General features: G+C 57.0%; 13 protein-coding genes. All 13 read left to right on the top strand.

What is annotated here, in order from left to right:
• The first annotated feature begins 61 nt into the window (after positions 1-61).
• The 13 genes from desA to AC27IT_RS20970 all read left to right on the top strand — a co-directional run bounded on the left by desA (position 62) and on the right by AC27IT_RS20970 (position 14,308).
• Positions 62-1,141, top strand: coding sequence for a Delta(5) desaturase DesA (gene desA, locus AC27IT_RS21030; protein WP_005830828.1), 1,080 nt, complete (start codon positions 62-64; stop codon positions 1,139-1,141).
• 67 nt (positions 1,142-1,208) lie between these two features.
• Positions 1,209-2,345, top strand: coding sequence for a sensor histidine kinase (locus AC27IT_RS21025; protein WP_005830826.1), 1,137 nt, complete (start codon positions 1,209-1,211; stop codon positions 2,343-2,345).
• Positions 2,342-2,941 carry a response regulator transcription factor gene (locus AC27IT_RS21020; protein WP_005830825.1) on the top strand — a complete coding sequence of 200 codons (600 nt, stop codon included), beginning with the start codon at positions 2,342-2,344 and terminating at the stop codon, positions 2,939-2,941. The genes AC27IT_RS21025 and AC27IT_RS21020 overlap by 4 nt, the downstream gene beginning before the upstream one ends.
• Positions 2,942-3,283: 342 nt before the next feature.
• A complete protein-coding gene (locus AC27IT_RS21015) occupies positions 3,284-4,303 on the top strand; it encodes an ROK family protein (RefSeq protein ID WP_238503851.1) in 1,020 nt (339 codons plus the stop codon).
• Between the two features lie 81 nt (positions 4,304-4,384).
• Complete coding sequence (locus AC27IT_RS21010) at positions 4,385-5,449, top strand: Gfo/Idh/MocA family protein (protein ID WP_005830821.1); 1,065 nt, start codon at positions 4,385-4,387, stop codon at positions 5,447-5,449.
• 95 nt (positions 5,450-5,544) lie between these two features.
• Entirely contained in the window at positions 5,545-7,128 is a 1,584-nt protein-coding gene (locus tag AC27IT_RS21005; RefSeq protein ID WP_007780070.1) for a glutathione ABC transporter substrate-binding protein, read from the top strand.
• A 152-nt stretch (positions 7,129-7,280) separates the two neighbouring features.
• Complete coding sequence (nikB, locus tag AC27IT_RS21000; protein WP_005830817.1) at positions 7,281-8,204, top strand: nickel ABC transporter permease; 924 nt, start codon at positions 7,281-7,283, stop codon at positions 8,202-8,204.
• A gap of 19 nt (positions 8,205-8,223) precedes the next feature.
• Complete coding sequence (locus AC27IT_RS20995; protein WP_007780063.1) at positions 8,224-9,117, top strand: ABC transporter permease subunit; 894 nt, start codon at positions 8,224-8,226, stop codon at positions 9,115-9,117.
• An 18-nt stretch (positions 9,118-9,135) separates the two neighbouring features.
• Entirely contained in the window at positions 9,136-10,128 is a 993-nt protein-coding gene (locus tag AC27IT_RS20990; protein WP_005830814.1) for an ABC transporter ATP-binding protein, read from the top strand.
• Entirely contained in the window at positions 10,121-11,083 is a 963-nt protein-coding gene (locus tag AC27IT_RS20985) for an ABC transporter ATP-binding protein (protein ID WP_025845143.1), read from the top strand. Before AC27IT_RS20990 ends, AC27IT_RS20985 begins: the two co-directional genes overlap by 8 nt.
• Positions 11,084-11,110: 27 nt before the next feature.
• On the top strand, positions 11,111-12,340 hold the full coding sequence (locus tag AC27IT_RS20980; RefSeq protein ID WP_005830808.1) for an ROK family transcriptional regulator: 1,230 nt from the start codon (positions 11,111-11,113) through the stop codon (positions 12,338-12,340).
• A 34-nt stretch (positions 12,341-12,374) separates the two neighbouring features.
• Positions 12,375-13,319, top strand: a complete 945-nt coding sequence (locus AC27IT_RS20975; protein WP_005830806.1) for a Gfo/Idh/MocA family protein — start codon at positions 12,375-12,377, stop codon at positions 13,317-13,319.
• Positions 13,316-14,308, top strand: a complete 993-nt coding sequence (locus AC27IT_RS20970; RefSeq protein ID WP_221843488.1) for a Gfo/Idh/MocA family protein — start codon at positions 13,316-13,318, stop codon at positions 14,306-14,308. Before AC27IT_RS20975 ends, AC27IT_RS20970 begins: the two co-directional genes overlap by 4 nt.
• The last annotated feature ends 20 nt before the right edge of the window (positions 14,309-14,328 follow it).

Raw genomic sequence — 14,328 nt, 5'->3', positions numbered from 1 at the left:
GAAAAATGCGTCTGATGCTACCTGAGTCATCCGCGCAGTTCAATCGAGGAGGTACCAATTGATGCATCAATCGAACATCGCCCAGCTCAAAAAGAATGTGGCCCCCTTTGAAAAAACAGACACCAAGTCGAGCATTCGCCAGATGGTCAACACGATTCTTCCCCTGCTTTTGCTCTGGTATGGCGCCTATCTCAGCCTGTCCGTATCGTACTGGTTGACGTTGCCGCTGGCGATTTTGACAGCCGGCTTTGTCATCCGCACGTTCATCATTTTTCACGACTGCTGCCATCAGTCTTTTTTCAAAAGCCGTCGGGCCAATGACATTCTCGGCACGATCACGGGCGTGCTGACATGCGTCCCGTACGAACAGTGGAAGCAAAGCCACTCCATTCACCACGCGACGAGCAGCAACCTCGACAAGCGCGGTGTCGGCGACATCTGGATTTTGACGGTGGAGGAATATCTCGCCGCTCCGCTTTGGCGTAAAATCGCCTATCGCATCTACCGCAATCCATTTGTCATGTTCGGGATCGGTCCGATTTTTGTATTTGCGCTGCAATACCGCTTCAATCGCAAAGGAGCCCGCCGCAAAGAGCGATTGAACACGTATTTGACCAATGTGTTGCTGGTTGGCCTGTATGCGCTTCTGATCTGGGCGATCGGTTGGCAAGCATTTTTGCTCGTGCAGCTTCCCGTCTTTTTTGTCTCCGGGTTGCTTGGGATTTGGCTGTTTTACGTGCAGCATCAGTTCGAGGATTCGTATTTTGAAAACGAGGAAGAGTGGAGCTACGTGAAGGCCGCAGTAGAGGGCAGCTCCTACTACAAGCTCCCGAAAGTGTTGCAGTGGATCACGGGAAATATCGGCTTCCACCACGTGCATCATCTGAGCCCGAAGGTGCCAAACTACAATTTGGAAAAAGCGCACAACGAGACGCCGCCGCTGCAAATGGCGACGACGATTACGCTGTCTACAAGCGTGAAATCGTTGCGCTTCCGCCTGTGGGATGAAGAGAGCAAGCGTTTTGTGAGCTTCAAGGAAATCAAGGAACGCAAACAGCAGCAAGTCAAGCTAATGTCGGCATCGGCTGAGGCGATTATCGACGCGCTGCACAGCAAAAAAGCCAGTTTGGAAAGAAAATAAGCCTGCCCGAATCCCCTGCATTCCGATACACTGATAAGTAGCGGCGAAGAAAAAAAGGTGGGCATCCATGCAAAAGTGGTATCACATTCTCCATAAAAACACGGGCCTTAGTCCTTATGTGTGGGTTGTTTTCTACATCCTGCCGTTCTACTTCATCTTTCGCTCGTCGTCCACGTACGAGGTCGTGAGCGGAATCGCGATGATTATCCTGTTTTTCGTCTGCTACGTCCTGGCGTTTCTCTCCAAGGGCTGGCTGATTTACTTCTGGACCAGCTTGCAGATCGTGATTTCGATTGCGATGACCGTCATGTTCGGCTATGTGTACTTCTCGCTGTTTCTGGCGTTTTTCATCGGCAATATCCAGAACAAGATCGGCTTTATCACGCTGTACACGATTCATTTGATTAGCACCGTCGTGACGATCAACATGGGCTTTCTCTCGAAAAACGCGCAGCTTTTCAACCAGTTGCCGTTTGTGCTCGTCAGCCTGATCGCCGTCATTCTGCTGCCGGTGACGACGTACAACTGGAACAAGCGGGAAAAGCTGCAGGGAGAGCTGAACCACGCGAACAAGCGGATATCTGAGCTGGTCAAACTGGAGGAGCGGCAGCGCATCGCCCGCGACCTGCACGATACGCTGGGGCAAAAGCTGTCCTTGATCGGCCTGAAAAGCGACCTGGCGAGCAAGTTGATCTATAAAAACCCTGTGCGCGCGCAAACGGAGCTGGAGGAAATCAGGCAGACGGCGCGAATTGCGTTGAAGGAAGTGCGGGAAATGGTCACGCAGATGCGGGGGACGCGGCTTGCGGAGGAAATGTTCCGCATCAAGCAAATTTTCAAGGCGGCGGAAATCGAGTTATCCGTGGAAGGCGATCCGGATTTGAAGCACACCTCCCTGATGGCGGAAAACGTGCTCAGCATGTGCCTCAAGGAAGCCGTCACAAACGTCGTCAAGCACAGCAACGCCACGGCATGCTCCATCGTCATCGAGCCAGCCCGGACGGATCTGATCGTGCGCGTCATCGACAACGGCAGCGGGATGGCAGAGGAATCTGTTTGCCGGGGGAACGGGCTGCGCGGGATGCGGGAGCGGCTGGAATTTGTCAACGGCAGCATGGACATTCAGTCGTCGGAGTCTGGCACCCAGGTAGTCTTTCGGGTGCCAAACGCCTTCCAACAACCGGAAAAGGAGGCGGGATCATGATTCGCATCGTCATTGCAGAGGATCAGCGCATGCTGCTTGGCGCCCTGGCTTCGCTGCTCGATCTGGAAGAAGATATGCAGGTCGTCGGGAGAGCGAGCAATGGCGAGGATGCCGTCAAGCTGGTGCATTTGCACAAGCCTGACATCTGTATCATGGATATCGAGATGCCTGTAAAAAGCGGTCTGGATGCCGCAGAGGAGCTGAAAGGCAGCGGTTGCAAGGTGATGATCCTGACGACCTTTGCCCGTCCCGGCTACTTCGAGCGCGCGCTGAAGGCCGGGGCCAACGGCTATCTGCTCAAGGACAGCCCGAGCGAGGAGCTGGCCAGCTCGATTCGCAGCATCATGGCGGGCAAGCGGATTTACGCCCCGGAGCTGGTGGATGAGGCGTACGGACAGGAGAATCCGTTGACCGAGCGGGAAAAGGAAGTGCTGCTGCTGATCGCGGACGGCAAAAACACGAAGGAGATCGCTAGCCAGCTTTTCATTACGACGGGGACCGTGCGCAACTACATTTCCGTCATTCTCGACAAGCTCGGCGTGAGCAACCGGATCGAGGCGATCATGCATTTCAAGGAAAAAGGCTGGTTCAAGTAGCCAAGTAGTCAAGTAGTCAAGTAGCGAAAACGGGAGCATAGCAGGAGAGGCCCTTTCTGTAGCAGGCAGGAAGGGTTTTTTCGTGCAACTAAGGCTGGGCAAATGGCTTGGCGCAGCCAAGTTTTCTAATGCGGCATGTTGGTGGAGTGGCCTGTTGACGTAGCGGGATGCGTGCGGGGGGCCGGGCTTTTCTTTTTTAGTCAGAAAAGTACGAATGCTTTATTTTCTTTCCGACCTGTGCTAAAACTAAAGCTAAGCAACTTTGTAAAGCCATTGGAGAAAATAATGTAAGCTGTAGCAATCATTTTGCAGGAATCAGAGCAACGGAAGGAGTGGACGCACATGGCACGGGACGAGTATGCGATTGGATTGGACTTGGGTGGGACGAAAATATTGGCAGGACTGGTGCACAGCAGTGGAAAAATGCTCGGACAGACGCTGCTGCCTACGGCTTCGCAGGAAGGAGCGGAGGCGGTGATCGACAGAGTGTTGGCGGCGATCGAAGGCGTTTTGGCTGCGGCGCAGGTGGAGCGGCGAAGCGTGCGCGGAGTCGGCATCGCCTCGGCCGGAGTCATCGACAGCGCGGCTGCCGAAGTGATTTTTGCGGGCAATCTCGGCTGGCGGAATGTTCCGATTGGCAGGCTGATTGCAGACAGGTTCGGGCTGCCTGTCCGGCTGATGAATGACGCGAATGCCGCTGCGGTGGCGGAGTGGATGTGGGGCGCGGGCAAGGGGACGCAGAACATGATCTACGTGACGGTCAGCACGGGAGTCGGGGCGGGGATCATCAGCGGCCGCCAACTGGTGCAGGGGGCGGAAGGCGGGGCTGGCGAGTTCGGCCACATTTCCATCGACTGGAACGGCCCGTTGTGCGGCTGCGGCAACCGTGGCTGCCTGGAGCTGTACGCTTCCGGGACGGCGATTGAAAAGCTGGCGCGCAAGCAGGTCGAGGCGGGCGAGCTTGTTTTGGCAGGTGCAGGCGGTGCCTTGACGACGGGCGAGGCGTTGACGGCAAAAGCGATCGGAGAAGCGGCGCTTGCCGGAGATCGCGCCTGCATCGAGATCGTAGAGCGGGCGGGCTTTTATTTGGGCGTGGGCACGACCAGCCTGATTCATCTGTTCAACCCGGAAGTAATCGTCTTCGGCGGAGGCGTCATGAACGCTTCGTCCATCCTGCTTGCGGAAGCAGAAAAAAGCGTCAGGGAACGGTGCATCCCGTCCATGGCGAACCAGGTGAAATTCGCGCTGCAACAGGTCGGCGTAGAGGCGGGCGCGGTCGGGGCGGCAGGGTCGTTTTTTTCGTGGGACGGGCAGGAAGCAAATCTTCCCATTTTCTCGCGGAAACTATATTGCAAAGATTAAGATTATTTTGTATCATTCAATTAATAACTCCACTGAAAAAATAAATTAACCAGTTAAACGACACAGGGGGGAAACATCCGCATGGAAAAGGTAAAGGTTGCGGTGATCGGGGCAGGCTCGATTTCGGACATGCACCTGCAATCGTATCAGCAAAATGACCGCGCACAGTTGCAGGCCGTCGTCGACTTCAACGAAGCACGGGCGAAGGAAAAAGCAGAAAAGTACGAGGCGGCGGCGCACTACAGCAATCTGGAGGAAGCGTTGGCTGACCCGCAGATTGACGCGGTGAGCATCTGCACATGGAACAACACGCACGCCGACATTGCCGTATCCGCTCTGCGCGCAGGCAAGCACGTGCTGCTGGAAAAGCCGCTCAGCACCTCGGTAGAGAGCGCCCTGCTGATTGAGGAAGCAGTGAAGCAGAGCGGCAAGCGGCTCCAGGTCGGCTTCGTCAGAAGGTACGACACCAATGCGCAGTTGCTCAAGCAGTTTATCGACGCGGGCGAGCTGGGAGAGATTTATTACGCCAAAGCATCCTGCCTGCGCCGGTTGGGCAATCCGGGCGGCTGGTTTGCGGACAAGGAGCGCTCCGGCGGCGGGCCGCTGATCGACCTCGGCGTACATGTGATCGACCTGTGCTGGTATTTGATGGGCTGCCCGAAGGTTGCGACCGTAAGCGGCAATACATACAACAAGCTCGGCAACCGCGCCCACGTCAAAAACTTGTCTTTTTACAAAGCGGCTGACTACGATCCGAGCAAAAATACGGTCGAGGATATGGCAAACGCGCTGATCCGCTTCGAAAACGGCGCTTCCCTGTTCGTGGATGTCAGCTACACGCTGCACGCCAAAAAAGAGGAGCTGGCCGTGAAGCTGTACGGGGACAAAGGCGGCGCAGAGGTGGAGCCGGAGCTTTCCATCATCACGGAAAAGCACGACACGATCCTCAACGTCACGCCGCAGATCGACAAGCTGTCGTTTGACTTCAAGCAAGGCTTTCAAAATGAAATCGACCACTTCATCTCATACATTTTGGGCGAAAAAGAGACACTCAGCCCAGTGGAACACGGCGTAGAGATGATGAAAATTCTCTGCGGCATTTACGAATCGGCGCAGACCGGACGCGAGGTCGTCTTCTCTTCCTGAGAAAAATGGCGGCCGTGCCCAGCAGCGGACATCCAGATTGCATCCATAAACAAGATTGCATCCATAAACAGAACCTTGTAAGGGGGAAAAGGGGAATGAAAAAAGCATCGTACTTGCGAGCAGCATCTGTCTTACTTTTTTCAGTGGCATTACTTTTTGGATGTTCCAGCGGAGGCGGGACTCCGGCAGCGTCGACCAACACGGGCGCGAACACGGAAACGGGCGCACCGCAGAAAGACCAGATGGTGATCGCCGTAAACGAAAACTTCATCACGATGGACCCGCAAAATACCGGGGATGCCCTGTCCTCTGGCGTGCAAACCTCGATGTACGAAGGGCTGCTGATTTACGACAAAGACTTGAAGCTCATGCCGGGGCTGGCGACCGAATATTCGGTCAATGAGGACGCGACCGAGTACACGTTCAAGCTGCGGCAAAACGTCAAGTTCCACGACGGCACGCCGTTCAATGCCGAAGCGGTCAAAATCAACTTCGACCGGATGAGCAACCAGGACAACAATCTGCGGGCGTACCGCAACTACAAATACATCAAGAGCACAGAGGTTGTCGACGAGTACACCGTCAAAGTGACGCTGACCCAGCCGTTTTCCGCGATGATTAACAAGTTCACGACAGGCATCATCAGCCCGGCGGCATTGGAAAAGTACGGCAAGGAAATTTCCAAAAACCCTGTCGGCACTGGCCCTTACAAATTCGTGGAATGGGTACAAGGCGACCATCTGACCGTCGAGCTGAACCCCGATCACTGGAACAAAGGCGCGGCCAAGGTCGGGAAAATCGTTTACAAGCCCGTGCCGGAAAACGGCTCGCGCGTAGCGATGCTCAAAACTGGCGAGGCCGATGTCATCTATCCGCTGCCAGAGCAGCAGGCCGAGACGCTTGGCGGAGCAGAAGGCGTCAAGGTGGAGCGCACGCCGTCCACGATCACCCGCTACGTCTCGATCAACATGCTGAAAAAGCCGTTTGACGATCTGCGCGTGCGCCAGGCGATCAACTACGCGGTCGACAAGGATGCGTTTATCAAAGTGGTGAAGGCAGGCTACGGCACGCAACTGGAATCGGTCATGTCCCCGACGATCGCGCACTACGCCAAGCAGGGCGTCTATGAGTACAATATTGAAAAGGCGAAGCAACTGCTCAAGGAAGCGGGCTACGAAAACGGCTTTACAACAGAAATCTGGGGCAACACGAACTCCGACACGATGAAAGGCATGCAGTTCATCCAGCAACAACTGCAAAAAATCGGCGTGACTGTAGAAGTGAAGTCGATGGAGGAAGCGACGCTGTCGGACGAAATCTACGGCATCAAATCGCCAGAGGAAGCGAAGATGAACATGTGGTACGTTAGCTGGTCTTCGGCGGACCCGGACAATGCGATGCGCTCGTTGTTCAGCAGCGAGAACTTCCCGCCAGCGGGCGCCAACACCGCTTTTTACAAAAACGACATCGTGGACCAAAGCATCAAGGAAGCGACGCAGTCTTCCGATGAAGCCAAGCAAAAAGCGCTGTACGGAACGGTTCAGGAACACGTCTTCAAGGATGCGCCGTGGATTTTCCTGGCGGTCGACGAGATTTTGTACGGCAAGCGCGCCAACGTAAACGGCGTCTACATCACGCCGAGCGGCGGCATCTATGTGAGGGAAGCGGCATTCCAATAACGGTTTTTCTGGCAGCGTTGGGTCGCTGCTCGCAGCCCAACGCTGCTTTCCTATTACGTTTTGGTCGCAACAATCAAGAAAAGTCTTTGGGAGAAGGAAAGCATGGCGTTGCCATCCGCTGTGCTTTCCCATCCGTTAGGGGGAACCGCTAAATGTTCCGTTATATCGTCAAAAGGCTCATCGAGATCATCCCGATCATTTTCGTCGTGTCCCTGCTCATTTTCTTCTTTATCCACCTCGTCCCGGGGGACCCTGTCCGCTTGGCGGCGGGAAAAGACGCCACGCTCGAAGAGATTACCCGCGTGCGCCAGGAGCTTGGACTGGACAAACCGCTGCTGTCGCAGTACGTCACCTATATGCAAAACCTGCTCACGGGCAATCTCGGCCATTCCTTGAAAACAGGGCTTCCGATCAGCGACATGTTCGCCAACCGCTTTACGATTACGATGAATTTGACATTTATGAGCCTGGGCTGGGCGCTCGTCCTGGGGCTGCTCATCGGCACGGTCTCCGCTGTCTTCCGCAACAAATGGCCGGACTACGTGGGGATGCTGACGGCGATTTCCGGCATTTCCTTGCCGGGCTTTTGGCTGGGGCTCATTCTCATACAAATTTTTTCCGTCACGCTGGGCTGGTTCCCGACGGGCGGAGTCGACGGCTGGAAAAGCTACGTGCTGCCTTCGCTGACGCTGGGCGCGGGGATCATGTCGATGCTGGCCCGCTTTACCCGCTCCTCGCTTCTGGAGACGCTGAAGGAGGACTTTATCCGCACAGGCCGCGCCAAAGGCTTGAAGGAGTCCGTCGTCGTTCGCAAGCACGCGCTGAAAAACTCGATGATTCCCGTCGTGACGATCGCCGGGTTGCAATTCGGCTTCCTGTTGGGCGGCTCGGTGGTCGTGGAGACGGTGTTCAGCATTCCGGGCATGGGGCGGCTTTTGGTCGACTCGATTGCCTTCCGCGACTATCCGGTCGTGCAAGCGGTCATCCTGCTGTTTTCGCTGGAGTTCATTCTCGTGAACTTGCTGGTGGACATTTTGTACAAGGCGCTCAATCCGAAAATCCGTTATGAAAGCTAGGCGAAGGGGGGCGAGGTAAATGGAGGTAGTAAAGGAAATCGGCCAGACAACGGGCGTTGCCGTGGAACAGAAAAGCTCCAGGGCGCGGGAGTTCTGGAAAAAGTGGAAGAAGCAAAAGACGGCGTTCTGGGCCGGATTTTTCATCCTGTTTTTGCTGCTCGTGGCGATTTTCGGCCCGGCGATTGCCCCGTATGATCCGTACGAGCCAAACTACGACGCCACGCTGCAGACGCCGTCGATGGCGCACTGGGCGGGAACGGATGAGTATGGACGGGATATTTTGAGCCGGATAATCGTCGGGGCGCGTCTCTCGCTCGGCGTCAGCTTTACCTCGGTATTTGTGGGGGCTGTGCTCGGAACGATTTTGGGGCTGTGCAGCGGCTACTACGGCGGCTGGATTGATCGGCTTATCATGCGCGGCAGCGACGTGATGTTCGCTTTTCCCGACCTGCTGCTCGCGATCGCCATTGTGGCGATTCTCGGCCCCGGCTTGACGAACGTGGTGGTGGCCGTGGCGGTGTTTAGCATTCCGTCGTTTGCCCGCCTGATTCGCGGCAATACGCTGGCGGCCAAGGAAGCTGTCTTCGTGGAAGCGGCGCGCTCGATGGGGGCAAAAAGCAGCCGGATCATCTTTCGCCACATTTTTCCGGAAACCGTCTCCAGCATGATCGTCTTCTTTTCGCTCAGGATCGGCACTTCTATCTTGGCGGCTTCGAGTCTCAGCTTTCTCGGTCTGGGCGCAAAGCCGGAGAGTCCCGACTGGGGAGCCATGCTCAGCATGGGGCGCGATTATCTCGCCACTTCCCCGCACGTCGTGATGATTCCCGGCCTGGCGATTTTCCTGTCGGTGCTGGCGTTCAATCTGGTAGGGGATGGCCTGCGCGACATTCTGGACCCGAAAACGAAGAACTAAACGAGGGAGTTGGGGCAGATGAGTGAAAACATCATCGAGGTTAAGCATCTGCAAACACAGTTTACGAGAGATGAACGCAAGACGGTCGTCCTCGACAACGTCAGCTTTCATATAAAAAAGGGCGAAGTGCTGGGCCTGGTCGGGGAATCGGGCTGCGGCAAGAGCGTCACCTCGCTTTCGATCATGCGGCTGTTCAAGGATACGACGGGCGAGATCACGCAGGGAGAAATTCGCTACAACGGAACGAATCTGCTGTCCATCTCGGAGAACGACATGCGCCGGATTCGCGGCAAAGAAATTTCGATGATTTTTCAGGAGCCGATGACCTCGCTCAATCCGGTGATGAAAATTGGCGAGCAGTTGATGGAGGCGATTCGCCTGCACCTTGGCTATTCGGACAAGCAAGCGCGCGAGCACGCGGTCAACATGCTGACAAAGGTAGGGATTCCCCGGCCGAAAGAAATTTTGGGCGAGTACCCGCACCAGCTTTCAGGCGGGATGCGGCAAAGAATCATGATCGCCATGGCGATGTCCTGCCATCCCAGCCTGCTGATTGCCGACGAGCCGACGACGGCGCTCGACGTGACGATCCAGGCGCAAATTCTCGACGTCATGAAACAGTTGCAGGCGGACGAGCAGATGTCCATGCTGCTCATTACGCACGATCTGGGCGTCGTCGCGGAGATGTGCAACCGCGTCGTCGTCATGTACGCCGGGCGGGTCGTGGAAGAGGCGTCCGTCTACGACCTGTTTGACGATCCGCAGCACCCGTACACAAAAGGGCTGATTGGCTCCGTCCCGAAAATCGGCCAGAAGCGCGACAGGCTGGATTCTGTCCCCGGCAATGTGCCGACGCCGAACAACATGCCAAAAGGCTGCAAATTCGCTCCGCGCTGCAAGGACGCGATGCCGCTCTGCTGGGAGCAGGAGCCGGCGATTGCGAGCGTGGGCGAGAACCGTTTTTGCCGCTGCTGGCTGTACGACGCGGAAGGGAGGGGGGCCAATGCGTAAACCACTGGTGCAGGTAGACGGGATCAAAAAGACGTTTCCGATCGACAGCGGCCTTTTTTCCAGCAAAAAAAGCGTGAAGGCCGTCAACCGCGTCTCCTTTGTCATCCACGAAGGCGAGACGTTCAGCCTCGTCGGGGAGAGCGGCTGCGGCAAATCAACGACCGGACGGCTGGTCACGCGGCTTTTGACCCCGGATGAGGGCAAAATCTGGATCGCGGGCGAAGAAATTTCGAGAATGAACGAGACGAAGCTGCGCGAGGTGCGCAAGCAGGTGCAGATGGTGTTCCAGGACCCGTACGCTTCGCTCAATCCGCGGATGAAAATTCGCGATGTAGTCGCAGAGCCGCTGGTGATCCATACGAAGCTGTCCCCCAAGGAGCGGGAGCGAACCGTCGCCGAGATGCTGGAGGTCGTCGGCCTGAACAGCTACCACGCGGAAAAGTTCGCCCACGAGTTCAGCGGGGGGCAGCGGCAGCGCATCGGGATCGCCCGCGCCCTGATTTTAAAGCCGAAGCTGATCGTCGCCGACGAGCCGGTCTCGGCGCTCGACGTGTCCATCCAGTCGCAAATCCTCAATCTGCTGAAAGATTTGCAGGAGGAGTTTCATTTGACGTATTTGTTCATTTCGCACGACTTGAGCGTGGTCGAGCACATCAGCGACAAAATCGGCGTGATGTATTTGGGCAGCCTCGTGGAGTCCGGGGCGAAGGAGACGATTTTTGCCAACCCGCAGCATCCGTACACAAAAGCGCTGCTGTCCTCCGTCCCGATTCCCGATCCGCGCGCGAAGCGGGAGCGCATCATTTTGCAGGGGGATGTCCCGAGCCCGGTAAACCCGCCGGCAGGCTGCCTGTTTCATACGCGCTGTCCGTATGCGATGGACATATGCAAGACGACACCGCCAGATTTGCGAAAGGCGGCAGACGACGATCATCTGGTCGCGTGCCATCTGTGAACGGCATGCGCGGCAGGAGAGGTATCCATGAATAAAAGGGATGGTGTCAAACGCAGGACGGGCGATTTGAAGCTGATCCAGGAACTGAACCGATCCATCATATTGGACACGATCCGTCAATACGGCCCCATTTCCCGAAGTGAAATCGCCAAGCGGAACAAGCTGAGTCCGACAACCGTCACTTCGGCAGTCGGCGAGCTGATCCGCGACGCGCTCGTGTGCGAGGTGGGAGTCGGCGAGTCGAACGGGGGAAGAAAGCCGATTCTCGTGCAGTTTTCGCCGGACAGCCGTTTTTTGATCGGCATTTCGCTTTCCGGCTCCAAACTGACCATCGCCCAGATGAATCTGGAGGCGCGCGTCAGAAAAAAGGAAACGCATCCGTTGAAGCTACAGCAAGGCGAGAGTGTCCTCCGCTTTTTGCTGGACACGATCGAACGATTTTTGGCGCAGGTCGGAAGCCTCGACAACTGCGTAGGCATTTCGATTGTGACGCAAGGGATTGTCGATGCCGCGACAGGCGTCATTCGCTACAATCCGAAGCTGCGCCTGCGGGATGCGCCTGTAAAAGAAATGGTCGAGCAGCGGTTTCAACTGAAGACGTGGGTGGACAACGACACGAATGCGTACCTGCTCGCCGAAAAGACGCTGGGACAATTTCGCCACTATCAAAACATGCTGTACGTGACGATTGGGGACGGACTGGGCGCGAGCCTGCTGATGGACGGGGCGATCTACCGCGGCTACAAGGGCGGCGCCGGAGAGTTCGGCCATACGACGATCGACCGGGCGGGTATGCGGTGCGATTGCGGCAATATCGGTTGTCTGGAAAACTACGTGAGCTGGCCCGCCATCTACTCGAAGCTGCTCTCGGCGCTCGCCAAAGGCAAGGCGAGCAGCATCATGGAGCTTGTGGAGGGCGACATCAGCCGGATCAACGCGAAAATTTTTCGCCTGGCCTTGACCGAAAAAGACGCGCTGGCGATCAGCATTTTGGAAGAGACGGCTTCTTACCTGGCCGCCGGGATGGTGAACCTGATTCATCTGTTCAATCCGGAGGTCATCATTTTGGGGGGCGAGATCGCGTTTGAAAACGAGCTGCTGATCGAAAAGGTGCGTGAGTATGTTAGCGAATACGCCCACGGCATTTTGACAGAGGAGCTGGAGCTGCGGCCAAATTCGCTCGGGGAGGACGTCGAGGTCGTCGGCGCCGCCGCTATTTTGTTGCAGAACACGTTCCAGTTTTCGCTGTCGCTTTAGCTTGGCGGATCAGGAGAAAAGGAGGGCTTGCTTCATGGGGAGAGTAGCAGTAGTCGGGGCAAAAGACGCTGTGGATGAGCAGCTCGGCATCTGGGCGCGCGTGCGCGGCGCGAAGCTGGTAGGGCGGGCAGAAAGCTTGCAGGAGTTGCACAATTTGTTGGCAGAAACAAAGGTGGAAGTGGTGGAGTTCGCAGGCGAGGCGGATGGCGCTGCCCTCGCGGCGGCAGCTCAGGCGGGTGCGCACATTTTCATAGGAAGCTGCCCCCGGTCCGGGGAGCACGAGCTGTTGCAGGCAGCGCGCCTGTGCCAGCAAAAAGGACGCGTCCTGCAACTGCCAGACACGCTGCGCTTTTGCCCGGAGTACGAGTTGGCGCGTGAACACGTTCGAAACGGGGCGATCGGCAAGCCCGGCGTTTTGCGACTGCGGCGCGGAGCTGTGGCGTCGGCTGAAAACGCGGACCGCTGCCTTTTTGCAAGTCTCGGCTGGCGCGAATTTGACTGGCTGCGCTGGACGTTCGGCGAAGTGGAGCGCGTGCAGGCAAACCAGGTCGTACATACCGACGCGGCAACAGGGCAGGTGCTTTCATATGCGCTCGTCATCCTGAAAATGCGCGCGGGAGCGATCGCCCAGGTGGAGCTGTCGTGGGCAGAGTCTGCGGAGCAGTCGTTTTTTGAGCTGACAGGGGACGCAGGCATGCTGCTCCACGACAGCCGGGAAAGCTCGCCGATTCGCTGGAGCAGGGGCGGCGCGGGCGGACGTGCAGATGCGTCAGCAGCAGGCGGATGGGACAGCCGGCTTGCAGGGATCGACCCGCCGTGGAAGCAAAGAGACAATCTCATCCGCTATCTCGCGGGCGAGGAAGCCGTCCGGCTGAATGCAGAAGATTGGCTGCGCGCCATGGACATCGTGCAGGCGGCGAGGGAGTCGGCGAAGACAGGGCAGCCTGTCCAGCTTGCCGAAGGAGGTGTTGCCCGATGAAGGTAGGGATTCTCAGCTTTGCCCATATGCACGCCCAGAGCTACGCCGTCCAATTGCAGCGTCATCCGGAGGCCGAACTGGCAGCGCTCTGGGACGACGACCCGATCCGCGGAGAAGCGATGGCGGCAAAGTACGGCGCGACTTATTTTCGCGACCTGTCCGCGTTTTTGCAGGCACCGCTTGAGGCTGTCGTCGTCTGCTCGGAAAACGCGCGGCACAAGGAGCACGTCATCGCCTGCGCCCGAGCGGGAAAGCATGTGCTATGCGAAAAGCCGATTGCGACAGACGTCCAGGATGCACTGGAAATGATCCGGGTCTGCGCAAAGGAACAGGTGATGCTGCAAGTCGCGTATCCGGTCCGGTTTGCCCCCGTGATGCAACATGTAAAAGAACTGGTGCAATCAGGCGCGCTCGGCACGATTCTCGCCATCAACAGCACGAACCACGGGCAGATGCCGGGCGGCTGGTTCGTGGAAAAAGAACAGTCTGGCGGCGGTGCGGCGACCGACCATATCGTCCACCTGATGGACCTTGTGCGCTGGATGCTCGGCGACGAGGTGAAGAGCGTCTACGCGGAGCTGGATACGCGTTTTTACGAGCTAGCGGTGGAGGACTGCGGCATGGTCAGCCTGGTCTTGGAGTCTGGCGTAGTGGTCGGAATTGATCCGAGCTGGTCCCGGCCGAAGACGTTCCCGACGTGGGGAGATGTGACCATGCGCATCATCGGCACGAAAGGAACGGTCGAGGTAGACGGTTTCCGCCAGCATGTGCTGCACTATGACGACACAGCAGGCAAGCTCCAGCAACTGCCGTGGGCCGCAGACATGGACGAACGGCTGATTGCCGATTTCGTGCAGAGTGTGCAGGAAAAGCGGGCCCCGTCCATCACGGGAGAGGACGGACTGCGAACGCTTGAAGTGGTGAAGGCCGCTTATGAATCCAACAAGCGGAAGCAAACGGTCGTCCTCGACAGGGTGCCGCTTGCCTAGCTAAGTTTTTTTTGCCAAAA

The organism is Brevibacillus sp. YAE8 (assembly GCF_057543335.1).
This window is presented reverse-complemented; position numbering and strand designations above follow the sequence as displayed.